Here is a 23,525-nt window from a genome sequence, read left to right on the forward strand (position 1 = left end):
CAGTCACATACTTAATCAGAAAATATTTTTTACATTAAAAACAACAGATAACACAAATAAACCATACTTTAAACAGGGTCTTTAATCCTGTAAAAATCAGGCTTGCCACTATTTTTAAATAATGCGGTTTGTGCGGGTGATATATTTATTAATATATGAATAAATTAATTTAATTAAATAAAATACAGACAAAAACCGCATTATTACAGAGCACACAATCCCTCTATGCCGTTTCGGCATACTCCATTCCGTAAACCCGGATTAACAATTTTATCAAATCTTGCAACAGAGCCTGTTTTACTGTGATTTATAGCATTTGAGACTGTGATCACGGTGTTTTCCACTGAAAAACAGTATATTTTCACCATCATAAAGAGAGTTATCAATTTCGGGTACTTTTGAATATGAATTAATGCAGAGACCTTTATTTATCCATTACAGATATCAGGTCGCTGCTGTTTATTATTTTTACCGGTAAGCAATTGCCGGTGACTTTTTAGCTTTACTTATTTTTTATCTGGTTACGTACATAGACCCTATTTCAGAGACGAATAAATGCACAGATCAGCGTGCAAAATTTTAATTGTTGTTATTGTTGTACATTTTGGAGACTTCTATGGATACAACACAACCGCAGGTTGTGGTCAGCAAGACTGACACCAGCAATGATTATCGTAAATGGCGCAAATCCGATACCGTCTGGATGCTCGGACTGTACGGTACCGCTATTGGTGCAGGCGTACTGTTTCTGCCGATTAACGCCGGTATCGGCGGGCTGATCCCGCTTATCATCATGGCCGTGCTGGCCTTCCCGATGACCTTTTTCGCACACCGCGGTATGTGCCGCTTCGTGCTGTCCGGTAAAAATCCGGGCGAAGATATTACTGAAGTGGTGGAAGAGCATTTCGGCGCCAAAGCCGGCGGCCTTATCACCCTGCTCTATTTCTTTGCTATCTATCCGATCCTGCTGGTCTACAGTGTGGCAATCACCAACACCGTGGAAAGCTTTATCGTTAACCAGATGCATATGACGGCGCCGCCGCGCATTATTCTGTCACTGGTACTGATTATCGGAATTATGTGTATTATCCGCTTCGGTGAAGCCGCGATTGTCAAAGCCATGAGCGTGCTGGTATTCCCGTTTGTGGCGGTTCTGATGGTGCTGGCGCTGTATCTGATCCCGCACTGGAGCACTGATGTATTCAAAACCCTCACTTTCGACAGCAATACGGCCAGTGTCACCGGTCATGGTCTGCTGATAACGCTGTGGCTGGCGATTCCGGTAATGGTGTTCTCCTTTAACCATTCCCCGATTATCTCTGCCTTTGCTGTCGCCAAGCGTGAAGAGTACGGCGAAAATGCGGAGAAAAAATGCTCCCGCATTCTGGCGTACGCTCACATTATGATGGTACTGACTGTGATGTTCTTTGTGTTCAGCTGCGTGCTGAGCCTCTCCCCGCAGAACCTGCAGGAAGCAAAAGATCAGAACATCTCTATTCTGTCTTACCTGGCAAACCACTTCCAGAACCCGATGATTGCCTATATCGCACCATTCATCGCGTTTATTGCTATCACCAAATCATTCCTGGGTCACTACCTGGGTGCCCGTGAAGGCTTTAACGGTCTGGTTAACAAAGCATTACGCGCCAAGGGCAAAAGCATTGCACCGTCTAAACTGAATAAACTGACTGCACTGTTTATGCTGGTAACCACCTGGATTGTTGCCACATTAGACCCGAGCATTCTGGGTATGATTGAAACCCTGGGCGGCCCGATCATCGCTATGCTGCTGTTTATCATGCCGATGTATGCCATCCGCAAAGTACCTGCGATGCGCAAATATGCCGGTCACCTGAGTAATCTGTTTGTGGTTGTGATGGGTCTCATTGCAATTTCAGCGGTGTTCTACAATCTGTATCAGCTGTTTTTTGGTTAATAAATAAATGACTGTTGCCCTCTCCGGCGGGCAACAGCAACAACAATAATCAGCCGGAACTGAAAAGTAACGGCTTCGTGAATCTTCACGACACTATTAATCCACGCCTTAACATAGGGGGCGAGCAATATGGTCAGTGTATTTGACATCTTCAAAATTGGTATTGGTCCGTCGAGTTCTCACACGGTCGGTCCGATGAAAGCAGGTAAACAGTTCGCTGATGATCTTATCGCGGCCGGACTGCTGGAAAAAACCACCCGCATTCAGGTTGATGTGTACGGCTCTCTGTCTCTGACAGGGAAAGGTCACGCAACAGATATCGCTATCATTATGGGTCTTGCGGGTAACCTGCCGGATTCTGTTGATATTGACGCGATACCGGGCTTTATCAGGGATGTTGAAGAACGTGAACGCCTTTTGCTGGCAAACCAACGCCATGAAGTGGATTTCCCGCGCGATAACGGGATGAACTTCCATAAAGAAAACCTGCCGCTGCATGAAAACGGCATGTCCATCAGCGCATTCGCCGGTGATGAATTACTGTACAAGAAAACCTATTACTCCGTCGGCGGTGGTTTTATCGTCGATGAAGAGCATTTTGGCCAGGCTGCGGACAGCGAAACCAAAGTGCCTTATCCGTACCAGTATGCAGCTGATCTGCAGAAACACTGCAATGAAACCGGGCTGTCTCTGTCAGCACTGGTTATGCAGAATGAACTGGCGCTGCACAGCAAGGAAGAGCTTTCTGCTCACCTGGCGGCAGTCTGGGACGTGATGAAAGCCGGTATCGAGCGTGGTGTGAACACCGAAGGTCTGCTGCCGGGGCCGCTGCGTGTACCACGCCGTGCCGCTGCACTGCGCCGTCAGCTGGTTACCAGTGATAACACCTCCACTGACCCGATGCAGGTTGTTGACTGGATCAACATGTTTGCCCTCGCCGTTAACGAAGAAAACGCCGCCGGCGGCCGTGTTGTTACCGCACCAACCAACGGTGCCTGCGGGATCATCCCGGCAGTACTGTCGTATTACGATAAATTCATCCGTCCGGTGAATGAAAACGCCTATACCCGCTATTTCCTGGTATCCAGCGTGATCGGTTCACTGTACAAAATGAACGCCTCTATTTCCGGTGCGGAAGTGGGTTGTCAGGGTGAAGTCGGTGTTGCCTGCTCCATGGCGGCAGCCGGTCTGACCGAACTGCTGGGCGGCAGCCCGATGCAGGTCTTTATCGCGGCGGAAATCGCGATGGAACACAACCTCGGCCTGACCTGTGACCCGGTCGCCGGGCAGGTACAGGTACCGTGCATCGAGCGTAACGCCATTGCCGCAGTTCAGTCTGTCAACGCCGCCCGTATGGCGCTGCGCCGTGTCAGCGAACCGCGCGTTTGTCTCGATAAAGTTATCGAAACCATGTATGAAACCGGTAAAGATATGAACGCCAAATACCGCGAAACCTCACAGGGCGGCCTGGCAATCAAAGTGATCCCGTGTGACTGATTAACCCCGATCCCCGGAAAGTCAAAAAAACCCCGCAATCTGCATTGCGGGGGTTTTTCATATCAGGACATCAGCAGCAGTGTTTTGGGTCCGAACCCGAACAGCCCGGCCACCAGGGTGTCCGGATAGTGCTGAACCGCAATATTGTACTGAAGTACCGCCTCATTAAAAGCACGGATGCCGGGATTCAGGGCATCCTCAACATCACATATCCCCAGCTGAATACGGACAAACTGCGGATCCGCAATCAGCACCGGGAATGTCTCTGTCAGCGTCATAATATGATAAAAAGCACTGCTGATATCATTTGCGGCACTGACACTCTCATCCAGTGTCGCCGCCTCTGTATAGCGCGGATACGCATCCTGCCAGGAATAAAACAGCGTTGCATCCCGGATACCGGCTTTTTCCGTCATATCCACCAGCTGGCCGATCCTCTCCGCCCGCTGATGCAGCATGCCGTCAATCGCCGCATAAGCTTCGGTGATTGGTGCCTGAAGGCGGTTTATCCGGAGATATACCCGCCGGATCCATACAATTCCGGCCACGGCAATGACCAGTGCGATAAACACAATTGTCCCCATATCTTTAATCCTTTATTGACCGGTGTGTAAAAATACCGGTCCTTTTTTATAAAAAAATCCGATATCAGGATGTAATATCGGATCTTATACGGATTTCAACAGGGTAATTCAGCAGACAGCATGATAAATTGCCGCCTGAAAGGGGAATAACCTTATGATGATAGCGGCATTTGCGCCATTTCCTCCCCGAAATCCATCATCTGCACCACCTTAAAGCCGAAACGCTGATAAAAGTGTTTTACGAATTCATTTTCCGGCTCATAACTCAACCGCAGCCAGGGCAGCGGCTGCTCCCGGGCGTTATTCATCGCGGTGATTTTTTCCAGTAAAGCAGCAAATGCGGCTTTACCCAGCCCTTTGCCCTGAAACTGTGCATCCAGCATAAAGCGCCAGATCCAGAACATGCCATCATCGTCATCAATACCGTACATGGCAAAACCGATCATGGTTTCATCGTCATAAATCACATCGGCACTGAAATTATTCACAAACTGAAGCTGTGCCAGGGAATACACATTGGAGGCCACAAAATCCTCCTGATCCTCCCGCACTTCCAGATCCACACACGCTTCCCAGTTATCTTTACTGACCGGACATAAACGAATCATCGCCTCTCCTGTTGTTACCGCTGTTTTTTTCTGCCTGTCTATTATTGCCGCTCTGATAAAAAATAGCCGCACGGGATGGTGCATTCCGTGTTTTTCTTTCTTAATTCAGATTAAATTCCGCAGGAAGATACCTTCGCGGGTCACTGAGGTTACATACAACAATGGCAGCAGTAAGAATGGAGGCGTGATTTCAGGAGTACTGTCTGAACGTGATACCGGAATTACCGGTAAACGGAGAGAAAACCTGCCGGTCAGTTAACCGGCAGGCTGTTGTGATTAACCGAAGACGGAATGCCACAGTCCGGCAAAGAAGCGGACAATATAATCCCAGATACGGCCGAAGAAACCGGCTTCCTCAACCTGCTGCTGAACTACCAGCGGACGCTGTTCAACGACTTTATCATCAAGGATAAAGTTGATTTTCCCGACCACCTGGTTTTTCGCCAGCGGCGCTTCCAGCGTGGTGCTGTCCAGCTCAAAAGTGGCTTTCAGATCTTTGAGTTTGCCTTTCGGGATCGTGACATAAATGTCTTTTTCCGCGCCCAGCGGCACTTCTGAAATATCCCCGAACCAGACACGCTCAGTGGTCAGCGGGGTATCGGCTTTCACCGGTGCCACGGTTTCAAAGAAACGGAAGCCCCAGGAGAGGATTTTTTCGCTTTCAGCAAAGCGGACACGGTCACTCGGTGCACCCAGTACCACAGAAATCAGACGCATCGGACCGTCGGTCGCGGAAGCCACCAGGTTATGTCCCGCACCGCTGGTGTGACCGGTTTTCACACCATCCACATTGAGATTAGTGCTCCACAGCAGGCGGTTGCGGTTCGGCTGACGGATCTTATTAAAAGTAAATTCTTTCTCTTTATGGATAACATATTCATCCGGCACATCGGTGATCAGCGCCTGGGTCAGCAGCGCCATATCTTTGGCGGTACTGTACTGCCCTTCGGAATCAAGCCCGTGAACCGTTTTAAAATGGGTATTTGTCAGGCCAATCTGTTTGGCATAACTGTTCATCTGCGAAACAAAGGTTTCCTGGCTGCCCGCGACATATTCCGCCAGCGCAATACTGGCGTCATTGCCGGACTGAATAACCATCCCTTTGTTCAGATCGATTAATTTTACGCGGTCATCGGGCTTGAGGAACATCAGGGAAGAGCCTTTCAGCACCGGGTTACCGGTTGCCCAGGCATTGATGCCGACGGTGACGATATCATCCGGTGTCACTTTTCCGGCTTTAATCGCCTGTCCGACCACATAACTGCTCATAATTTTTGTCAGTGACGCCGGGTCAAGGCGCTCATCCGCATTCGCGGATGCCAGGATTTTCCCGCTGTTGTAGTCCATCAGCACATACGCTTTTGCATCCACCTGCGGTGCAACCGGTGTTTCCTCCGCAAACGCGTGGCCGATGCTTAAGAATCCGAAAGCAAGCCCGCCGATTAAACCGGTTACCCGTGAACTGATTACTGTCTGCATTACTCTTCCCTCTTTAAACCCGGTACATCGTGACAAAAATAAGAGTGATAACTCTGTGATAATGAATACTATATTCATTTCATGAATGGTAAGCCAATGACACTTTAACGCGATTCTTCCTGTTACGGGGATTTCGTGTAAAAATTTACACTTCATGACACAAAATAACCGACAATACGCACACGTCATCGCATATCTATCAACAGGAGTCACTATGATAACCGTCTGGGGCAGAAAAAACTCGTCTAACGTCAAGAAAGTCTTATGGTGTCTGACTGAACTGGGGCTGACTTATCAGCAGAAAGATGCGGGCGGGCCGTTCGGCGGTCTCGATACCCCGGAATACCTCGCCATGAACCCGAATAAAACTATTCCGACCTATCAGGACGGTGAATTTATTCTCTGGGAATCCAATGCCATTCTCAGTTATCTGGCGGATAAATATGATGACGGCACACTGCTGCCGCACAATGCGGAATTTCGCGCCCGGGCGGCACAATGGATGTACTGGTCAGACGGCAGTCTGTTCCCGTATATCAAAGCGATGATGGGACTGCTGGTCAGAACTCCGGCAGAGCAGCGCGATCCGGCGCGGGTGGAGGAGCTGAAACAATCTCTGAATCGCCTGATTGCCATGCTCAATGATGACCTTGCACAGCGTGATTATATCGCCGGTGATACCTTCAGTATCGCGGATATGGCACTGGCGCCGCTGCTCTATCCGTGGCGGGAAGTGTGTCATGACCGACCGGACTTCCCGCATATCGAGCGCTGGTTTGCACTGATTGAAACCCGCCCGGCGTACCGCGATATCGTGGCACTGCCGGTCAGTTAATACTTACTCTGTCATCGGCATCCGGCCGGGATCAGGGTACTGATACTCAAAGCCCAGTTCCCGGCAGATGCGGCTGCCGTCAATCTCTTTTCCTTCAGTGATATCTTCTTCTCTGAACACCGGCGGCAGCAAATTAATCTGACGGGACATATCCGGATAAAATTCAGCCCGTGACGGGTGCTGCGGCGCACACAGATTATACAGATGACCGCCGTGCGGACGCTGGATCAGCAAACGGATCGCGGCAATCACATCATCCTGATGCACCAGATTGACCGGCTGATTCGCCCCTTTCACCGCCGTTTTACCCGCAAGGAAACGCCCTGCATGACGGGATTCCCCCACCAGCCCGGCCAGACGCAGAATATCCGCTGAAACACCCGGCAGCTCATTCAGCCAGTGTTCAATCTCAACAATCGCTTTGGCGGATTCTGTCACCGGATCGACCGGCGAGTTCTCTGTCAGCTTACCGGTCTGATTACCGTAAACCGCTGTTGAACCGGTAAAAATTACCCGCGACACGCCGCGCGCCGCCGCCAGATCCACCAGATTCTGCACCGCCTTCACATACAGATAACCACCGCTCGCAGTTCTTGATGCCGGCAGTGTGATCACCAGAATATCTGTCTGCAAAAAGGCATCCAGATCATCAGCGTTACATTCCGGCTCTGGTGTCAGATTCAGCATATAACACTCAATACCGCACATCCTCGCCGCCTCTGTGCCGTCCGGCGTGGTTTTGGTACCTTTGACACGGATACCGATATCCGCAAGATGCAGTGCCAGCGGCATTCCCAGCCAGCCCAGCCCCGCGATGGAAACTGTTTTCATCGTGCATGACCTCTCTGTGGCTTATTTTTCTTTAATTTCAGTAAATTATCTTAATTTCTGTTTTCTTTGCAAAAAAGGGGTTGCAAAGTCCGGGTGAGTTCTATAGGTTGAAAGACAAGCAATTTATAAACATCGTTATCACCATAATGACAACATTATCCGTGATAGCAACAGGCAGATAAACGACGAGAGATTATCATGACACGCATCCAGTTCAGCCATCACCACCACCATCACCCTGACTAGTCTTTCAGGCGATTGGTGCCGGAAGACGTTCAGAGCTTCCGGTGGCATGCGTGCTAAGAGAGAACCCCCGGAAGAATCTTTTTTCCGGGGGTTTTTTTATACCTAAAGAATTATAAAATCAAAGGATAATCAAAATGTTAGATAAAACGCGCTTACGGATAGCCATTCAGAAATCAGGTCGCTTAAGTGAAGACTCCCGCGAGTTGCTCGCGCGCTGCGGCATAAAAATCAACTTACAACAGCAGCGCCTGATTGCTTACGCAGAGAATATGCCGATTGATATCCTGCGGGTCCGTGATGACGATATTCCCGGTCTGGTGATGGACGGCGTGGTTGACCTCGGTATCATCGGCGAAAACGTACTGGAAGAAGAGTTATTAAGCCGTCAGGCACAGGGACAAAACCCGCGTTACTTCACGCTGCGCCGCCTGGATTTCGGTACCTGCCGCCTTTCGCTGGCCGCCCCGGTGGATTTCAGCTACAGCGGCGCGGAATGTCTTCAGGACAGCCGTATCGCGACTTCCTATCCATTCCTGCTCAAGCGCTATCTCGATCAGAAAGGTATCCGCTTTAAATCCTGTCTGCTCAACGGCTCGGTGGAAGTGGCACCGCGCGCCGGTCTGGCCGATGCCATCTGTGACCTCGTTTCCACCGGTGCCACGCTGGAAGCTAACGGTCTGCGCGAAGTGGAAGTGATTTACCGCTCCAAAGCCTGCCTGATTCAGCGCGACGGTGACATGCCGCCGGCCAAACAGCAGCTTATCGACAGAATGATGACCCGTATCCAGGGTGTTATCCAGGCACGTGAATCCAAATACATCATGATGCACGCTCCGTCAGAGCGTCTGGACGAAGTGATCGCCCTGCTGCCGGGCGCTGAGCGTCCGACCCTGCTGCCGCTGGCCGGTGAGCCGGATCTGGTGGCGATGCACATGGTCAGCAGCGAAACCCTGTTCTGGGAAACCATGGAGAAACTGAAAGCCCTCGGTTGCAGCTCCATTCTGGTTCTGCCGATTGAAAAAATGATGGAGTGATGACAATGACCGCAATGACCTTTAATACCTTGATCCGCTGGGAAAACCTTGATGCACAACAGCAGGCGGATGCCCTGATGCGCCCGGCGATGGCGGCATCCGGTGATATCAGCCGCGGTGTCAGTGACATCATCCGCGATGTGCGGGAAAACGGCGATGATGCCCTGCGCGCGCTGAGTGCCCGCTTTGATAAAACACAGGTGACAGAACTGCAAATCAGTGCTGCGGAGATTGCCGCCGCCGCTGACCGTCTGCAGGATTCGCTGAAATCCGCCATGGCGACTGCGAAAGCTAATATCACCCGCTTTCACGAGGCGCAGATCCCGGATGTGATTGATGTGGAAACCCAGCCCGGCGTCAGCTGCCAGCTGGTGACCCGTCCGGTGGACAGTGTCGGGCTGTATATCCCGGGCGGCAGCGCGCCGCTGATTTCCACTGTCCTGATGCTGGCTGTCCCGGCAAAAATCGCCGGTTGCCGCCGGATCATCCTCTGCTCGCCGCCGCCGGTGGCCGATGAAATTTTATATGCTGCGCAACTTTGCGGTGTGGAGACCATTTATCAGGTGGGCGGTGCCCAGGCAATTGCCGCGATGGCATTCGGCACAGAAACCATTCCCGCCACCGACAAAATTTTCGGGCCGGGCAACGCCTATGTGACCGAAGCGAAACGTCAGGTCAGCCAGACTATCGGCGGTGCAGCCATTGATATGCCTGCCGGGCCTTCTGAAGTACTGGTGATCGCCGACAGCGGTGCCAACCCGGCCTTTGTCGCAGCAGACCTGCTCTCCCAGGCCGAACACGGCCCTGATTCTCAGGTGGTGCTGGTCACCCCGGATGAAGCAATGGCACAGCGCGTGGTAGCGGAAACCAATTCACAACTGGAATTATTATCACGCAAAGAGATTGCCCGTCAGGCCCTGTCCGCCAGCCGCATTATTATTGCCCGCGACCTGGACACCTGTGTGGCGATCAGCAATCAGTACGGTCCGGAGCACTTAATTATCCAGACCCGCGACCCTGATGCCCTGCTGCCTGCTATCAACAGTGCCGGTTCCGTGTTCCTCGGTGACTGGTCGCCGGAATCGGCGGGTGATTATGCCTCCGGCACCAACCATGTTCTGCCGACTTACGGTTATACCTCGACCTATTCCAGCCTCGGACTGGCGGATTTTATGAAACGGATGACCGTGCAGAAGCTGACCCCGGCCGGGTTATCCGGTCTGGCAGACGCGATTGAAACCCTGGCGGCGGCAGAACTGCTCACCGCGCACAAAAATGCCGTGACACTGCGGATGAATGCCCTGAAAGCGGAGGAAAACAACCGATGAACAAACCATTCAGCGCGATGGCACTGGCCCGCGAAAATGTGCAGTTACTGACGCCGTATCAGTCGGCACGCCGTCTCGGCGGTAACGGGGATGTCTGGCTGAACGCCAACGAATATCCGCAGGCACCGGATTTCACCTTTACGGATCGCAACCTGAACCGCTATCCGGAGTGTCAGCCTGCGAACGTGATCAACCGCTATGCGGCTTACGCCGGTGTCAGTCCGGAGCAGGTTATCTCGGGGCGCGGCGCGGATGAAAGCATTGAATTACTGATCCGTGCCTTCTGTGAGCCGGGGAAAGATGCGGTGCTGTTTTGCCCGCCGACCTACGGCATGTACAGTGTCAGTGCGGAAACCTTTGGTATCGCACAGAAAGTGGTGCCGTCACTGGATGGCTGGCAGTTGGATCTGGACAGCATTGCCGCCAGTCTCAGCGGCGTGAAAGTGATTTATGTCTGTCACCCGAATAACCCGACCGGCAACCCGATCCGCGAACAGGATCTGCGTTATCTGTTTGATATCGTGGATAACCGGGCACTGATTGTGGTCGATGAGGCCTATATCGAGTTCTGCCCGGAGTTCAGCGTGGCATCGTGGCTGAAAGAATACCCTAACCTGGTGATCCTGCGCACGCTCTCCAAAGCGTTTGCGCTCGCCGGGCTGCGCTGCGGCTTCACACTGGCCTCTGCAGATATTATTAACGTGCTGATGAAAGTGATCGCGCCCTATCCGCTGTCATCCCCGGTGGCAGCCATTGCTGCCGAAGCCCTGCTGCCGGAAGGCATTGCCGTAATGCAGGAGCGCGTTACCGAAATCTGCCGCAACCGGCAGATGCTGTGTGATGAGCTGCAAAAGCTGCCGCTGACGGAAACCGTTTTCCCGAGCAAAACCAACTACATTCTGGTGCGTTTCCGTGATGCGGAACGGGTTTTCCGCAGCCTGTGGAATGAGGGAATTATTTTGCGTGACCAGAGCAAACAACGCGGGCTGGAAAACTGTCTGCGCATTACTGTCGGCACCCGGGCGGAATGCCTGCGGGTGATCACCGCTATCGCCGCGCTTGAAATGCCATAATCTGAGGACAACGGATACCATGACACAGAACGTTTTATTTATTGACCGCGACGGCACTCTGATCACCGAACCACCGGTGGATTTTCAGGTGGACAGATTAGACAAACTGGCTTTTGAGCCGGATGTGATCCCCGCGCTGCTGAAGCTGAAAGAGGCCGGATACCGCTTTGTGATGGTCACCAACCAGGACGGACTCGGTACAGACAGTTTCCCGCAGGCGGATTTCGAGGCACCGCACCAGCTGATGATGCAGATTTTCACCTCTCAGGGCATTACCTTTGATGAGGTGCTGATTTGTCCGCACAAACCGGCGGATAATTGCAACTGCCGCAAACCGAAAATCACGCTGGTGGAAAAATACCTGCTGCCGGGCGTTATTGACGCGAAAAACAGCTATGTGATCGGCGATCGTGAAACTGACATTCAGCTCGCGGAAAACATGGGCATTACCGGCCTGCGTTACGGCCAGCCGGACACTGACTGGAACAGTATCGCAGAGCAGCTGACCCGCCGTGACCGTTACAGCCGCGTGGAGCGCAGAACCAAAGAGACCGATATTCTCACCGAAGTATGGCTCGACCGCGAAGGCGGCAGCACCATCCGCACCGGTGTCGGCTTTTTCGATCACATGCTGGATCAGATTGCCACCCACGGCGGTTTCCGCCTCAATATTCAGGTCAGCGGCGACCTGGTGATTGATGATCACCACACCGTGGAAGATACCGGACTGGCGCTGGGCGAAGCCCTGAAACTGGCACTCGGCGATAAGCGCGGTATCACCCGTTTCGGCTTTACCCTGCCGATGGATGAGTGTCTTGCCCGCTGCGCTCTGGATATCTCCGGCCGTCCGCACCTGGAATACAAAGCCGATTTTAAATATCAGCGTGTCGGCGACCTGAGCACTGAGATGATTGAGCACTTCTTCCGCTCGCTCTCCTATACCATGGGCTGCACGTTACACCTGAAAACCAAAGGGAAGAACGACCACCACAGAGCCGAAAGCCTGTTTAAAGTGTTCGGACGGACACTGCGCCAGGCTATCCGTGTGGAAGGTAATGTTCTGCCGAGTTCAAAAGGGGTGCTGTGATGCACATAGTGATCACCGATACCGACTGTGCCAATATCGCCTCCGTCCGCTACGCGGTGGAGCGTCTTGGTTATCAGCCGCTGGTCACCGCCGACCCTGACCTTATCCGTCAGGCAGATAAAGTCTTTCTGCCGGGAGTCGGGACGGCGGGCGCGGCAATGGAAAATCTGACAGCGCGCGGGCTGGTGAGCACCATCCGTTCCCTGACCCAGCCGGTGCTGGGGATTTGCCTCGGCATGCAGCTGCTCGGCACCACCAGCGAAGAGGGAAATATCGATCTGCTCGGTCTGATTGATACCCCCGTACAGAAAATGACGCCGGATGGTCTGCCGGTGCCGCACATGGGCTGGAATACTGTTGAATTTACCGCCGATCTGCCGCTGTTCCGTGATATCGCGCCGCAGAGCTATTTTTACTTTGTTCACAGTTACTCCTGTCCGGTCAGCGACGCCACGGCAGCCACCACCACGTACGGTGAGGCTTTCAGCAGTGTTCTCTGCCGCGATAATTTTTACGGCGTGCAGTTCCACCCGGAGCGTTCAGGTAAAACCGGTATCACACTGATTAAAAATTTTCTGGAGATGAAAGCGTCATGATCATTCCCGCACTGGATTTAATTGACGGACAGGTAGTGCGCCTTCACCAGGGCGATTATGCAAAACAGCGCGATTACGGCGCGGATCCGCTCAGCCGTTTGCAGGCTTATGAGCGCGAAGGGGCGCAACTGCTGCACCTTGTGGATTTAACCGGCGCCAAAGACCCGGCGAAGCGTCAGATCCCGCTGCTGAAGACACTGCTGGCGGGTGTGAGCGTGCCGGTACAGATCGGCGGCGGGATCCGTACTGAAGAAGATGTTGCTGCCCTGCTTGATGCCGGTGCCGCCCGTGTGGTGGTCGGCTCCACGGCGATCAAATCCCCGGAACAAGTAAAATGCTGGTTTGCCCGTTGGGGCGCGGAACGCATCGTACTGGCGCTGGATGTGCGCATCGGCGCGGACGGTAAAAAACGGGTTGCGGTCAGCGGCTGGCAGGAAGATTCAGAGCAGACCATCGAAGACGTGATCCGCGATTTCGCCTCTGCCGGGCTGCGCCACGTATTATGTACCGATATCTCAAAAGACGGTACCCTGGCGGGCTCCAATGTGGCGCTTTATCAGGAAATCTGTGCCGCGTTCCCGGAGATTGCCTTTCAGGCCTCCGGCGGTATCGGCGGGCTGAGTGATATCGCCCCGCTGCCTGCCACCGGTGTGGCGGGCGTAATCGTTGGCCGGGCGCTGCTCGACGGCAAAATGACATTACCGGAGGCTATCGCATGCTGGCAAAACGCATAATTCCCTGCCTGGACGTCCGTGACGGACAGGTGGTCAAAGGGGTTCAGTTCCGTAATCACGAAATCATCGGCGACATCGTCCCCCTCGCCCGCCGTTATGCCGAAGAAGGCGCGGATGAGCTGGTATTCTATGATATCACCGCCTCCTCTGATGGTCGCGTGGTGGATAAAAGCTGGGTAGCCAAAGTAGCAGAAGTGATTGATATTCCGTTCTGTGTGGCAGGCGGGATCCGCAGTACCGAAGATGCTGCCGCGATCCTCAGTTTCGGGGCGGATAAAATCTCCGTTAACTCCCCGGCGCTGAGTGACCCGACCCTCATCACCCGGCTGGCTGACCGCTTCGGCGTGCAGTGCATTGTCGTCGGGATCGATACCTGGCACGATGCGGAAAGCGGAAACTATCAGGTCTATCAGTTTACCGGTGATGAAAAACGCACCATCGCCACTTCCCGTAACACCCTCGACTGGGTACAGGAAGTGCAGCAGCGCGGCGCCGGAGAGATCGTCCTTAATATGATGAACCAGGACGGTGTGCGCAACGGCTACGACCTGGAGCAGCTGAAAAAAGTGCGTGAGGTGTGCCAGGTACCGCTGATTGCCTCGGGTGGTGCCGGTCATCCGGATCACTTCCGTGATGCGTTTTTACAGGCCGGTGTGGACGGCGCGCTTGCCGCCTCCGTCTTCCACAAACAAATTATTAATATCGGCGACCTGAAACGCGGACTTGCCCGCGACGGGATCGTTGTCAGAATACAGGAGTAACACACAATGCTCACGGAACAGGAAATCGCACAACTGGACTGGCAGAAAACCGGCGGCCTGCTGCCGGTTATTGTTCAGCACGCCGTCTCCGGTGATGTGCTGATGCTGGGCTACATGAACCGCGACGCACTGGACAAAACGATCAGCGAAAAACGCGTGACGTTTTATTCCCGCACCAAACAGCGGCTGTGGACCAAAGGGGAATCATCCGGGCATTTCCTTAATCTGGAAGACCTGTTTAAAGATTGTGACAACGACACGCTGCTCGCGCTGGTCACCCCGATCGGCCCGACCTGTCATCAGGGTACCAACAGCTGTTTTGCGCCGGCACAAACTGCACAGGGTTTCCTGTATGAACTGGAGTACGTGATCAAATCCCGCAAAACAGCCGATCCTGACAGCTCTTACACGGCGCAACTTTATGCCGCCGGGACCAAACGGATTGCGCAGAAAGTGGGCGAGGAAGGCGTGGAAACCGCACTGGCCGCTACTGTCCGCGATAAAGCGGAACTGACGTCGGAATCAGCGGATCTGCTCTATCACCTGCTGGTACTGCTCCAGGATGCCGATCTGGATCTGGCCGCTGTTATTGAAAAACTGCGCTCCCGTCACCGTTAATCCGAAAGCGGGGGAAATCCTTTTTTGTCCGCTGTTTTTGTTGCCGTAACCTTCTATAATAGGCAGGATATTGGCAACAAATGCAGAGACTGTGAGTGATATGACCCCGATTTTTGAGAAACTGACCGCCCGGCTGGATGAACATAATGCCCGCTACCGTGTGGTACATCATGCCTCCGCCGGGAAAACCGAAGAAGTCGCCAGAGTGCGCGGCACACACCACGGTCAGGGTGCCAAAGCACTGGTTTGTCATATCAAGGGAAACGGTGTACGTCAGTATGTTCTTGCGATTCTGCCTTCTGATCAGCAGGCGGATTTACAGGCACTGGCAAAAAAAACCGGCGGCACCCGCGCCTCTCTCGCCAGCCCTGCAGAAACAGCTGAACTGACACAGTGTGTGTTCGGTGCTATCCCGCCGTTCAGCTTTCACCCTGATCTCCGTCTCGTTGCCGATCCGATGTTATTTGAACGTTTCAGTGAGCTGGCCTTTAATGCCGGCAGCCTGGAGTGCTCCATTATTCTGAATACAAAGGACTATCAGCGGATTGCCGATCCTGAAACAGTATCGTTTGTCCGCCGTGAACTCTGATTTTTGCTTGGGAAGGCGCTTATGCAGGACGAACTTTTAGACTCGCTTTATTATCTGCTGTTACTCAGCCTGCTGCTGTATCTGTCGCGCCACCGCTGGCGCCGCTGGTTCAAAACACAGAAATCCCGCAGGCGTTTTGTCTCCTCACCGGAGGAAGATGAGCAATCCCTGCGGCAGCAGCTGAGTGCACCGTATCTTAACGGCAGCCAGTTTCATAAAACCGACCACTTTTTTGCGGTCAGTGCCCTGCTGCGTGAAGTCCTGATGCATTATGAGGAAAAGCAGATCCGGCTGAATGACAGTCTGTTTACCCGGGAAGACAGTTATGAGTTTACCTGTCTCGGTACTCCGCTGCCCGCGCCTGAAACCGCCACACTGGCAGAGCGGATGGCACTGCGGGATGATTTTCAGTATACCGCCGCTGAACGGCTCAACCGCTACTGCATCACCTCTCCGGCCGGAAAGCCGCTGAACCAGCAAATCGGCCTGTGGATAGATATGATCCAGTCTCTGCTGGATACCGAACTGGTTCTGTTACTGGAAGAGAACAACCAGAAGGACCGGGATTGCCCGTCACTGCAGTTATCCGCTGAGCAGGTTCATCACTGGCTCGATGAAATCAACGATACCATGACACAGACCGCCTCACGGGTTCTGCAGGCACATACCCGCAGCAGTGTTGTGATGTAAAAAAAGACCCGCACTACGGGTCTTTGATTTTTATTCTGTTACTGTCAGTGCAGCGCCAGTTTCAGCGCCTCTTCTTTCAGATCCAGTTCCTGCACCAGCCGGGTGTAAGTGTGCTCACTGATATTCTTACTCTTACGCAGCTGTTTGAGGGCATCCCGCTCCGCCTGAAGCGCTGTCAGTGACATCCGCCGTTCCATGCGGATCACATTATGCCAGTCAAATCCGGCAGTCTGGTCATCACTGTTACTGTCAAGATGACGGCCGTAGATCTCCAGCAAATGAGTCCCCACTTCTGTGCGCAGTGTCATTTCATCAATATCTTCCAGCGGCTCCGCCATCTGCACACGCAGATTGCTCATTGCGGCTTCATTCAGGGTGAAACGGGCATTCAGCTCTTCATTATCATGCGGTAAGTCCGTATTCAGCCCTCTGGTCAGCACCGGCAGTGCAACTGCTGCAATCACCAGTGAAAACAGAATTACCCCCATGGCGAGGAAGATAGCCAGATCCCGGTGCGGAAACGGTGAACCGTCATTCATCAGCATCGGCAGTGTCAGGATACCGGCGAGGGTAATCGCCCCGCGCACACCGGCGGTTGCCATAATCGCCATCAGGCGCAGATGCGGCATATCAGACTGCTTACCTTTGCGGCGCTGGCGGAAAACCGTCAGTGTCATGGCAATCCATACCCAGGCAAAACGCAGCACCGCCAGGCCAAAGGTGATAATCACCACGTACAGCAGCAGTACCCACGGCGCGGAAGCCCCGGCATCCGCCGCCACCTGCGGCACTGAGCGCCACATTCCCGGTAACTGTTCACCCAGCAGAATAAAGATCATCCCGTTCAGCGCGACCTGCACGGTGTCCCAGACCGCCTTGCTCTGCATGCGGGTGGCAGACTGCATACGGCCGACAATGCGCTCATAGTGCATGGCGATACCGGCCGCCACTGCGGCCAGGATCCCGGACACACCCAGGTGCTCTGCCGCCAGATAAGAGACAAACGGGATCAGCAGGCTGATCATAATCTGAATCGCCGGGTCTTCCCCGGTGCGCTGCACCAGGAACTGGTTCACTTTCCCGATAAACATGGCAATCAGCAGGCCAACCATAATCCCGCCCAGCGCCACCACCATAAACTTCCCGGCAGCCGACGGCAGAGAAAACGTCCCGGTCAGTGCCGCACCTACCGCAAAACTGAAGCACACCAGGCCGCTGGCATCATTAAAGAGGGATTCCCCTTCCAGAATATGAGCCATACGGGACGGCAGCGGCGCATTGACCGTCATTGCCGCCACAGACACCGGGTCTGTCGGTGACAAAATCGCCGCCAGTGCAAAAGCAACCGCAAGAGAAACCGCCGGGATCAGCCAGTGGATAAACAGCCCCATGCCGACAACGGTGAAAAACACCAGACCGATGGCCAGCGAGAAAATCGGTTTGATATCACTGAACAGCGCTTCTTTCGGGATCCGCCAGCCATCCAGAAACAGCAACGGCGGAATAAAGAGGAACAGGAACAGATGCGGCTCAAACGCAACATCAAAACCGAAGAGTGATAACCCCGCGCCAATGGCAATCTGAATAAAAGGCAGCGGAATTTTGTCCCCCAGCAGACGGGAGATAAACACACTGGCAATCACAGCCAGCAGAAAAATAAGGATCAGTGTCACAACAGACATAGGCGGTTTTTTTATCCCTCAGGAAATCTGATACATAACCATAATTCAGGAATTGCAGGGTATACAATTAAAGATAAAAATAAAGCAGATAAATCAGTAATTGTAAAATTATTGTGTGTCAAAATCTGAATACCCCGTTACCGGCCACCCTGACAGATATCTTAAATGAAAAAATACTACTGGCCGGTGTGATTACCGCCTGCTCTGCTTATGCAGTCCCTGATACCTGGTCAATGGGCGCTGCCCGGGGATTTACTGAATACTGCATCAGTAACGGATCCGGTGATCGCGTGATTATTACCTGTAACTAACAAACCAGCCGGAAAATTTAAACCCCGCGCCAAAAACAGCCAGAAAATCTTCAGTGATTTTGAATGTGCCCCGGTTGAATAACCTGCACAGAAATGAGAATAACGCCGCCGTCTCCGGCGGCGTTATTGTTTTAACCCTTAGTAATCATCACGGTCTTCCGGATTCTCCGGCAGTGTGATTTTCACACGGTTAATACGGTGATTCTGAATTTCCAGCGGCTCAAACAGGCAGCCATCAATGTTAATCTGCTCACCGACTTTCGGCAGACGCTGCAAATGCTCCATCAGCAGACCGGCCACCGTTTCATACTCGCGTTTTTCATCGAGTGTCAGCGGAATATAGTTGATTAAATCCTCCAGCGGCATAAAGCCGTTGGTGATCCAGCTGTTATCATCCGTAAACTGAATGTCATGGCGGGCATCATTCTCAACACCGCTGACCGGCAGATTACCGGCAATGGTTTCCATCACATCTGTCAGTGTCACCACCCCTTCGACATACCCGAACTCATCGGCCACAAAGGCAAAGTGTGTCTGCGCCTGACGGAACTGCTCCAGCGCTTTCAGTAATGACAGCTGTTCAGGGAAGACCAGCGGCTGTTTGATCAGCGCATGCAGATCCAGCGTATCCTGTTGTAAACGCTGATGCAGCAGGTCAATCACATGCACCACACCCAGCAGTTCATCATCATCCGCCGAGCCTTTGATCACCACGCGGGTGTGCGGATTTTTAATCAGCAGTGCCGCAATTTCATCACTGGTCGCATCAATCCGCAGCATCTCCACATCATGACGCGAGGTCATAATACTGTTGACGTTACGCTGCGACAGCCCCAGCACGCGGACAATCATCTGCCGCTCTTCCGGGTCAAAAATTTCCTGATTATCCGAAATCAGATCCGCCGTGCGGTTATCCAGCTCTGAAGATTCGCGCTTGCCGCTCAGAATACGCAGTACCGCTTCCGCCGTGCGCTGGCGCAGAGAGTTTCTCCCGCGCAGGAATTTACGGCGGTTAAACATTGCCACCTGGTTGAGCATCTCAATCATGATGGAGAAACCGATCGCCGCGTAGAGGTAACCTTTCGGAATGTGATAGCCGAACCCTTCCGCCACCAGGCTGAAACCGATCATCAGCAGGAAGCTGAGACACAGGATAACAATGGTCGGGTGCTCATTGACAAAGCGGGTCAGCGGACGGCTGCCCCAGATCATCAGCAGCATGGCAATAATCACCGCCGTGACCATCACACCGATGTGGTCCACCATCCCGACTGCCGTGATCACGGAGTCCAGCGAGAAGACGGCGTCCAGCACAATAATCTGTGCCACCACCGCCCAGAATTTTGAGGTTTTCCGCTGCTGCCCGTCGTTATGCTCACCGCCTTCCAGCCGTTCGTTCAGCTCCATTGTGGCTTTGAACAGCAGGAACAGACCCCCGATCAGCATAATTAAGTCACGCGCACTGAACGGATGGCCGAACATCGTAAACATCGGTTTGGTCAGCGTGATAAGCCAGGAGAGGCTGAACAGCAGAATAATACGCATGACCAGCGCACACAGCAGACCGGTTATACGGGCTTTGTCACGCAGTGCAGGAGGAAGTTTATCGGCAAGAATGGCAATGAAAACAAGGTTATCAATACCAAGAACAATTTCGAGTACGATTAATGTGGCCAGGCCGGCCCAAATCGACGGATCAGCGATCCATTCCATACGGTTAGTTTTACCTTTTATTCACACAGTTTATGCTGCATCCGGAATAATGCGGATTGTGCGGCCAAATAGCAATAAAAAATTCCGTACTTTGCCGCTGTTCCTGTTGTGCGCTATGACGAGACCGTTTGCATCAATCGCTACCACGCAGCCTTTACATGCGTTAAACTGTGACGAAATTAACAGTCAGCTAACGAAATCGTCGTTAGTCACGGGTCAATTCCTGAAGGAGTCTTCATGTCCAAACAACAAATTGGTGTTGTCGGTATGGCCGTTATGGGCCGTAACCTCGCACTGAATATTGAAAGCCGCGGTTATTCTGTTTCTGTTTTTAACCGCTCTTCAGATAAAACCGATGAAGTGATTGCTGAAAACCCGGGAAAAAAACTGGTTCCCAGCTACAGCATTGAAGAGTTTGTTGACTCCCTGGAAAAACCCCGCCGTATCCTGCTGATGGTCAAAGCCGGTGAAGCCACCGACAAAACCATCGCGTCCCTCACTCCGCATCTCGATAAAGGCGACATTCTGATCGACGGCGGTAACACCTTCTTTCAGGACACCATCCGCCGTAACAAAGAGCTGTCCGAACAGGGCTTTAACTTTATCGGCACCGGCGTTTCCGGTGGTGAGGAAGGCGCACTGAAAGGGCCGTCCATTATGCCGGGCGGACAAAAAGAAGCTTACGAACTGGTTGCCCCGATCCTGAAACAGATCGCGGCACAGGCCGAAGGCGAGCCGTGTGTGACCTATATCGGTGCTGACGGTGCCGGTCATTACGTCAAAATGGTTCACAACGGTATCGAATACGGCGATATGCAGCTGATTGCGGAAGCTTACTCCGTCCTGAAAAATGCCCTCGGCATCAGCAATGATGAACTGGCTTCCGTCTTCAGTGAGTGGAACAACGGCGAACTGAGCAGCTACCTGATTGATATCACAAAAGATATCTTCCGCAAGAAAGATGAAGACGGCAACTATCTGGTGGATGTGATCCTCGATGAAGCCGCTAACAAAGGTACCGGTAAATGGACCAGCCAGAGCGCGCTCGACCTCGGCGTGCCGCTGACACTGATCACCGAATCCGTATTTGCCCGTTATATCTCGTTTCTGAAAGACCAGCGCGTTGCGGCTTCCAAAGTACTGAAAGGACCGAAAGCAGCTGTGTTCAGCGGTGATAAAGCAGAGTTTATTGAAAAAGTCCGCCGCGCCCTGTATCTGGGTAAAATTGTCTCTTATGCTCAGGGCTTCTCACAGCTGCGCGTTGCCTCTGATGAGTACAACTGGGATCTGAACTACGGCGAAATCGCGAAAATCTTCCGCGCCGGTTGTATCATCCGTGCCCAGTTCCTGCAGAAAATCACTGACGCATATGCGGAAAACCCGGCACTGGCTAACCTGCTGCTGGCCCCTTACTTCACACAGATTGCCGATGAATATCAGCAGGCACTGCGTGATGTGGTCTGCTACGGTGTTCAGCACGGTATCCCGACACCGACCTTCTCTGCCGCTATCGCCTATTATGACAGCTACCGCAGCGCGGTACTGCCGGCGAACCTGATCCAGGCACAGCGTGACTATTTCGGTGCACATACTTATAAACGTACTGATAAAGACGGCGTGTTCCACACCGAATGGCTGGAAAATAATTAATTCCTGCCGCTATCCGCATTTGTCAGAGCCGGGATAATTATCCCGGCTTTTTCCTGTTTACAGCCTGCCTGCCCCTCAAATAGACTTAATCAAATCAAATTATCCGCAAAATAATAATGAATAACATAAATCCCTGGGGTGATGTGGTTCTGCCTTCACGGCCGGAGTACCGGCTCTCAGCCATGCTGCTCACCTTTTTCCTCGCCCTGCTCAATACCGGCGTTTATATCTGGCAGGTGAATTACGCTTCGCCGCTGGCAGACCAGGTCTACAATATGCTGCTGGCGGGCGGCAGTGTGTATCAGTTATCACTGACCGGCGACTGGTGGCGCTATATAACCAGCATCCTGCTTCATTCCGATCCGTTTCATCTGGGCGTCAATCTCATCGCCCTTCTGGTGTTCGGCATTAACTGTGAAGCGCTGACCGGCAAAATGAGAATGCTGTTTATCTATCTGTTTACCGGTATTTCCGCATCCTTTGCCAGCGCGCTCTGGCAGGCCACTCAGAACGATATGTCTCCGCTGTCCGGCATTCCGGTGACTGTCGGTGTCGGGGCCTCCGGCGCCATTATGGGGCTTGCCGGTACCACCGTGATGTATCTTATCCGGGCCCGGAAAGATCCGTCCGTGTCGGTGGCGGACAGCCTGCGTTATAAAAATCTGCTGATCACCATGATTGTCCTGATCGTACTGTCGGTACTCAGTGCAGTGCCGGATGATGAGGAGCCGGTGACGGATAATGTGGCCCATTTCAGCGGGCTGATTTGCGGTGCCGTTCTGGGATGGCTGTATTCCGCTGCCTCCGGTGTCCGTAACCGCAGAATGGATCGCCGTTCATGGCTGATTTCCGCCGCCGCAACCGGTCTGCTTATCCTGCTTCTGTTCACCTGCTCTTCAAGCCGTGAACAACAATTGCTCTTTGAACGGGAAACGATTCTGGAAGATATCGCGGCTCAGGCTGATGCGCTGCCGTCCGGACAGAAAAACAATTAAATGATTGATTCCGGTCACATTAATCAGTGACGTAAACCGCTATGGTGATTAAACGATTAATGACAGAAGCAGGTGATGATATGGATTATTGGTTTGTATCGTACAAAGTGCGTGCCCGTAACGGAGACACTTTACAGGGACATCAGATCACAGAAACCGAAGCCGGTGTGTCACCCCGGGATGCATTAGAACAAGCTACTCAGAAAATTGCCGACGAGTCTCAGGCTGACCTGCGTTCAGTCCGTATTCTTGCCTTTAACCGTGTGTAATTAACGCCCCTCACAGAACAAAAACCCCGTCAGATACGGGGTTTTTTTTATATCATCAGACCGCCACTCTTTCGATATTGACCTTATCACCCGCAGCCAGCCGCCCGAGCGCGGTTTTCAGCAGGGTATCGGTGAAAAGATAAAACCCGACATGGCTGTTATCAATCGCTGCGACAGTCAGGCAGCAGCCGTTATACGATACGGAATCACCAATCACCAGCCCCGTTAACAACTCCTCCGGAAACTGCACAATATGAATCAGATGATCATTGTTTTCTTCAATTTTTAGAATCAGCGCCGTGCCCTGCACCACACCGGTAAAAATCTTATCCAAAGCCAACCTCACACTTTCCGTACTGATACAAAAAAGCCGCAGCGG

At 52.7% G+C, this 23,525-nt stretch carries 25 protein-coding genes and 1 other annotated feature; of the genes, 18 read left to right on the plus strand and 7 right to left on the minus strand.

The features are described from left to right. The first annotated feature begins 616 nt into the window (after window positions 1–616). Complete coding sequence (locus JL661_RS12465; RefSeq protein ID WP_015422568.1) at window positions 617–1,936, plus strand: HAAAP family serine/threonine permease; 1,320 nt, start codon at window positions 617–619, stop codon at window positions 1,934–1,936. 129 nt (window positions 1,937–2,065) lie between these two features. Then, window positions 2,066–3,433, plus strand: coding sequence for an L-serine ammonia-lyase (locus tag JL661_RS12470; protein WP_015422567.1), 1,368 nt, complete (start codon window positions 2,066–2,068; stop codon window positions 3,431–3,433). Between the two features lie 62 nt (window positions 3,434–3,495). On the opposite strand, the gene JL661_RS12475 is transcribed toward JL661_RS12470, so the two are convergent. The 3 genes from JL661_RS12475 to JL661_RS12485 all read right to left on the minus strand — a co-directional run bounded on the left by JL661_RS12475 (window position 3,496) and on the right by JL661_RS12485 (window position 6,104). Further along, a complete protein-coding gene (locus JL661_RS12475; RefSeq protein WP_004235777.1) occupies window positions 3,496–4,017 on the minus strand; it encodes a LemA family protein in 522 nt (173 codons plus the stop codon). Between the two features lie 152 nt (window positions 4,018–4,169). Next, window positions 4,170–4,625, minus strand: coding sequence for a GNAT family N-acetyltransferase (locus tag JL661_RS12480; RefSeq protein WP_036417020.1), 456 nt, complete (start codon window positions 4,623–4,625; stop codon window positions 4,170–4,172). Between the two features lie 276 nt (window positions 4,626–4,901). Next, window positions 4,902–6,104: a serine hydrolase gene (locus JL661_RS12485; protein WP_004235775.1), complete on the minus strand. Its 1,203-nt coding sequence runs from the start codon at window positions 6,102–6,104 to the stop codon at window positions 4,902–4,904. Between the two features lie 214 nt (window positions 6,105–6,318). Here JL661_RS12485 and JL661_RS12490 point away from each other — a divergent pair, with 214 nt between their 5' ends. Next, entirely contained in the window at window positions 6,319–6,939 is a 621-nt protein-coding gene (locus JL661_RS12490; RefSeq protein WP_036417023.1) for a glutathione S-transferase family protein, read from the plus strand. 3 nt (window positions 6,940–6,942) lie between these two features. Here JL661_RS12490 and JL661_RS12495 read toward each other — a convergent pair whose 3' ends face one another. Then, a complete protein-coding gene (locus JL661_RS12495; protein WP_049246915.1) occupies window positions 6,943–7,770 on the minus strand; it encodes an SDR family oxidoreductase in 828 nt (275 codons plus the stop codon). 198 nt (window positions 7,771–7,968) lie between these two features. Here JL661_RS12495 and hisL point away from each other — a divergent pair, with 198 nt between their 5' ends. The 11 genes from hisL to JL661_RS12550 all read left to right on the plus strand — a co-directional run bounded on the left by hisL (window position 7,969) and on the right by JL661_RS12550 (window position 16,526). After that, entirely contained in the window at window positions 7,969–8,016 is a 48-nt protein-coding gene (hisL, locus tag JL661_RS12500; protein WP_101495319.1) for a his operon leader peptide, read from the plus strand. Beyond that, window positions 7,992–8,116 (plus strand) — a sequence feature (His leader region). It overlaps the preceding gene by 25 nt. A 34-nt stretch (window positions 8,117–8,150) precedes the next feature. Next, complete coding sequence (gene hisG / locus JL661_RS12505) at window positions 8,151–9,050, plus strand: ATP phosphoribosyltransferase (RefSeq protein WP_004241717.1); 900 nt, start codon at window positions 8,151–8,153, stop codon at window positions 9,048–9,050. A 14-nt stretch (window positions 9,051–9,064) separates the two neighbouring features. Then, window positions 9,065–10,378 carry a histidinol dehydrogenase gene (gene hisD, locus JL661_RS12510; protein WP_150974926.1) on the plus strand — a complete coding sequence of 438 codons (1,314 nt, stop codon included), beginning with the start codon at window positions 9,065–9,067 and terminating at the stop codon, window positions 10,376–10,378. Further along, window positions 10,375–11,451, plus strand: a complete 1,077-nt coding sequence (gene hisC, locus JL661_RS12515) for a histidinol-phosphate transaminase (protein ID WP_062772301.1) — start codon at window positions 10,375–10,377, stop codon at window positions 11,449–11,451. The genes hisD and hisC overlap by 4 nt, the downstream gene beginning before the upstream one ends. Window positions 11,452–11,470: 19 nt before the next feature. Further along, window positions 11,471–12,538, plus strand: coding sequence for a bifunctional histidinol-phosphatase/imidazoleglycerol-phosphate dehydratase HisB (gene hisB, locus JL661_RS12520; RefSeq protein WP_004235769.1), 1,068 nt, complete (start codon window positions 11,471–11,473; stop codon window positions 12,536–12,538). Continuing rightward, window positions 12,538–13,134, plus strand: a complete 597-nt coding sequence (gene hisH, locus JL661_RS12525; RefSeq protein WP_062772298.1) for an imidazole glycerol phosphate synthase subunit HisH — start codon at window positions 12,538–12,540, stop codon at window positions 13,132–13,134. Before hisB ends, hisH begins: the two co-directional genes overlap by 1 nt. Then, complete coding sequence (gene hisA / locus JL661_RS12530; RefSeq protein ID WP_004241708.1) at window positions 13,131–13,868, plus strand: 1-(5-phosphoribosyl)-5-[(5-phosphoribosylamino)methylideneamino]imidazole-4-carboxamide isomerase; 738 nt, start codon at window positions 13,131–13,133, stop codon at window positions 13,866–13,868. The genes hisH and hisA overlap by 4 nt, the downstream gene beginning before the upstream one ends. Then, window positions 13,850–14,629, plus strand: coding sequence for an imidazole glycerol phosphate synthase subunit HisF (hisF, locus tag JL661_RS12535; RefSeq protein ID WP_004235766.1), 780 nt, complete (start codon window positions 13,850–13,852; stop codon window positions 14,627–14,629). Before hisA ends, hisF begins: the two co-directional genes overlap by 19 nt. A 6-nt stretch (window positions 14,630–14,635) precedes the next feature. After that, window positions 14,636–15,247, plus strand: a complete 612-nt coding sequence (gene hisIE, locus JL661_RS12540; protein ID WP_062772295.1) for a bifunctional phosphoribosyl-AMP cyclohydrolase/phosphoribosyl-ATP diphosphatase HisIE — start codon at window positions 14,636–14,638, stop codon at window positions 15,245–15,247. Between the two features lie 100 nt (window positions 15,248–15,347). Beyond that, entirely contained in the window at window positions 15,348–15,836 is a 489-nt protein-coding gene (locus tag JL661_RS12545) for a YbaK/prolyl-tRNA synthetase associated domain-containing protein (RefSeq protein WP_073970176.1), read from the plus strand. A 21-nt stretch (window positions 15,837–15,857) separates the two neighbouring features. Continuing rightward, the gene (locus tag JL661_RS12550) at window positions 15,858–16,526 is read left to right on the plus strand and encodes a hypothetical protein (RefSeq protein WP_004235762.1); all 669 of its coding nucleotides are present in this window, start codon (window positions 15,858–15,860) and stop codon (window positions 16,524–16,526) included. Between the two features lie 44 nt (window positions 16,527–16,570). Here the strand turns inward: JL661_RS12550 and JL661_RS12555 are convergent, their stop codons facing one another. After that, a complete protein-coding gene (locus JL661_RS12555; protein WP_004241704.1) occupies window positions 16,571–18,208 on the minus strand; it encodes a Na+/H+ antiporter in 1,638 nt (545 codons plus the stop codon). A gap of 113 nt (window positions 18,209–18,321) precedes the next feature. On the opposite strand from JL661_RS12555, the gene JL661_RS12560 reads away from it, so the two are divergent. Continuing rightward, entirely contained in the window at window positions 18,322–18,519 is a 198-nt protein-coding gene (locus JL661_RS12560) for a hypothetical protein (RefSeq protein WP_032098883.1), read from the plus strand. Between the two features lie 138 nt (window positions 18,520–18,657). On the opposite strand, the gene JL661_RS12565 is transcribed toward JL661_RS12560, so the two are convergent. Further along, on the minus strand, window positions 18,658–20,232 hold the full coding sequence (locus JL661_RS12565; RefSeq protein ID WP_004235759.1) for a TerC family protein: 1,575 nt from the start codon (window positions 20,230–20,232) through the stop codon (window positions 18,658–18,660). Between the two features lie 237 nt (window positions 20,233–20,469). Here JL661_RS12565 and gndA point away from each other — a divergent pair, with 237 nt between their 5' ends. The 3 genes from gndA (at window position 20,470) to JL661_RS12580 (ending at window position 23,146) form a co-directional block, all read left to right on the plus strand. Then, a complete protein-coding gene (gene gndA / locus JL661_RS12570) occupies window positions 20,470–21,882 on the plus strand; it encodes an NADP-dependent phosphogluconate dehydrogenase (RefSeq protein ID WP_062772293.1) in 1,413 nt (470 codons plus the stop codon). Between the two features lie 116 nt (window positions 21,883–21,998). Further along, complete coding sequence (locus JL661_RS12575) at window positions 21,999–22,877, plus strand: rhomboid family intramembrane serine protease (protein ID WP_004235753.1); 879 nt, start codon at window positions 21,999–22,001, stop codon at window positions 22,875–22,877. A gap of 80 nt (window positions 22,878–22,957) precedes the next feature. After that, a complete protein-coding gene (locus JL661_RS12580) occupies window positions 22,958–23,146 on the plus strand; it encodes a hypothetical protein (RefSeq protein ID WP_029991050.1) in 189 nt (62 codons plus the stop codon). 55 nt (window positions 23,147–23,201) lie between these two features. Here JL661_RS12580 and JL661_RS12585 read toward each other — a convergent pair whose 3' ends face one another. Then, window positions 23,202–23,480 (minus strand): riboflavin synthase, encoded by a 279-nt coding sequence (locus JL661_RS12585; RefSeq protein WP_062772290.1) that lies wholly within the window; start codon window positions 23,478–23,480, stop codon window positions 23,202–23,204. Window positions 23,481–23,525 lie beyond the last annotated feature (45 nt).

Source organism: Morganella morganii, assembly GCF_019243775.1.
GTDB classification, from domain to species: Bacteria; Pseudomonadota; Gammaproteobacteria; order Enterobacterales; family Enterobacteriaceae; genus Morganella; species Morganella morganii.

What these genes read in the sequence shown, in the direction of transcription:
- JL661_RS12465 (WP_015422568.1), top strand. Translation starts at nt 617, where the DNA reads ATGGATACAACACAACCGCAGGTTGTGGTCAGCAAGACTGACACCAGC.
- JL661_RS12470 (WP_015422567.1), top strand. Translation starts at nt 2,066, where the DNA reads ATGGTCAGTGTATTTGACATCTTCAAAATTGGTATTGGTCCGTCGAGT.
- JL661_RS12475 (WP_004235777.1), bottom strand. Translation starts at nt 4,017, where the DNA reads ATGGGGACAATTGTGTTTATCGCACTGGTCATTGCCGTGGCCGGAATT.
- JL661_RS12480 (WP_036417020.1), bottom strand. Translation starts at nt 4,625, where the DNA reads ATGATTCGTTTATGTCCGGTCAGTAAAGATAACTGGGAAGCGTGTGTG.
- JL661_RS12485 (WP_004235775.1), bottom strand. Translation starts at nt 6,104, where the DNA reads ATGCAGACAGTAATCAGTTCACGGGTAACCGGTTTAATCGGCGGGCTT.
- JL661_RS12490 (WP_036417023.1), top strand. Translation starts at nt 6,319, where the DNA reads ATGATAACCGTCTGGGGCAGAAAAAACTCGTCTAACGTCAAGAAAGTC.
- JL661_RS12495 (WP_049246915.1), bottom strand. Translation starts at nt 7,770, where the DNA reads ATGAAAACAGTTTCCATCGCGGGGCTGGGCTGGCTGGGAATGCCGCTG.
- hisG (WP_004241717.1), top strand. Translation starts at nt 8,151, where the DNA reads ATGTTAGATAAAACGCGCTTACGGATAGCCATTCAGAAATCAGGTCGC.
- hisD (WP_150974926.1), top strand. Translation starts at nt 9,065, where the DNA reads ATGACCTTTAATACCTTGATCCGCTGGGAAAACCTTGATGCACAACAG.
- hisC (WP_062772301.1), top strand. Translation starts at nt 10,375, where the DNA reads ATGAACAAACCATTCAGCGCGATGGCACTGGCCCGCGAAAATGTGCAG.
- hisB (WP_004235769.1), top strand. Translation starts at nt 11,471, where the DNA reads ATGACACAGAACGTTTTATTTATTGACCGCGACGGCACTCTGATCACC.
- hisH (WP_062772298.1), top strand. Translation starts at nt 12,538, where the DNA reads ATGCACATAGTGATCACCGATACCGACTGTGCCAATATCGCCTCCGTC.
- hisA (WP_004241708.1), top strand. Translation starts at nt 13,131, where the DNA reads ATGATCATTCCCGCACTGGATTTAATTGACGGACAGGTAGTGCGCCTT.
- hisF (WP_004235766.1), top strand. Translation starts at nt 13,850, where the DNA reads ATGCTGGCAAAACGCATAATTCCCTGCCTGGACGTCCGTGACGGACAG.
- hisIE (WP_062772295.1), top strand. Translation starts at nt 14,636, where the DNA reads ATGCTCACGGAACAGGAAATCGCACAACTGGACTGGCAGAAAACCGGC.
- JL661_RS12545 (WP_073970176.1), top strand. Translation starts at nt 15,348, where the DNA reads ATGACCCCGATTTTTGAGAAACTGACCGCCCGGCTGGATGAACATAAT.
- JL661_RS12550 (WP_004235762.1), top strand. Translation starts at nt 15,858, where the DNA reads ATGCAGGACGAACTTTTAGACTCGCTTTATTATCTGCTGTTACTCAGC.
- JL661_RS12555 (WP_004241704.1), bottom strand. Translation starts at nt 18,208, where the DNA reads ATGTCTGTTGTGACACTGATCCTTATTTTTCTGCTGGCTGTGATTGCC.
- JL661_RS12565 (WP_004235759.1), bottom strand. Translation starts at nt 20,232, where the DNA reads ATGGAATGGATCGCTGATCCGTCGATTTGGGCCGGCCTGGCCACATTA.
- gndA (WP_062772293.1), top strand. Translation starts at nt 20,470, where the DNA reads ATGTCCAAACAACAAATTGGTGTTGTCGGTATGGCCGTTATGGGCCGT.
- JL661_RS12575 (WP_004235753.1), top strand. Translation starts at nt 21,999, where the DNA reads ATGAATAACATAAATCCCTGGGGTGATGTGGTTCTGCCTTCACGGCCG.
- JL661_RS12580 (WP_029991050.1), top strand. Translation starts at nt 22,958, where the DNA reads ATGGATTATTGGTTTGTATCGTACAAAGTGCGTGCCCGTAACGGAGAC.